The sequence below is a fragment of the Streptomyces sp. DH12 genome (assembly GCF_020873895.1).
GTDB lineage: Bacteria > Actinomycetota > Actinomycetes > Streptomycetales > Streptomycetaceae > Streptomyces.
The window spans coordinates 1-420 of the sequence record NZ_JAHWGT010001354.1 but is presented as its reverse complement, the minus strand read 5'-3'; the positions used below and the strand labels follow the sequence as shown (position 1 = coordinate 420).

General features: G+C 73.8%; 1 protein-coding gene. It reads right to left on the bottom strand.

Annotation, left to right across the window (positions count from 1 at the left end; all coding sequences use genetic code 11):
- A partial coding sequence (locus tag LPA54_RS40045; RefSeq protein ID WP_228985337.1) for an ABC transporter substrate-binding protein occupies positions 1-420 on the bottom strand: 420 nt, incomplete at both ends.

Here is a 420-nt window from a genome sequence, read left to right as displayed (position 1 = left end):
AGGGCGCGCTGGAGGGTGGCGTAGGCGGCCTTGCGGGTCTCGGGGTCCTGGGTGCGGCGGCCGGTCTCCAGGGCGCGGTCGACGGCCGGGTTGTCGTAGTGCGCCATGTTGTTGAAGCCGTCGCCGGCGAGGGAGGAGTGCAGCATCGTGTAGAGCCCGAAGTCGGGGTCGCCGGTGCTGCCGAAGCCCGCGAGGACGGCGTCCCGGTGCATGCGGGGCTCGATGACCTCCCAGGTGGCGCTCTCCACCCGGACGTCGATGCCGGCCTTCTTGGCGTCGGAGGCGTAGGCGAGGGCGTGGTCCTGGCGGACCTTGTCGCCGGAGGGGTAGTACAGCGTGAAGCGGGCGGGGCGGCCGTCCTTGGCGCGGACGCCGTCCTCGCCCTTCGTCCAGCCGGCGGCGTCGAGGACGCGGCCGGCC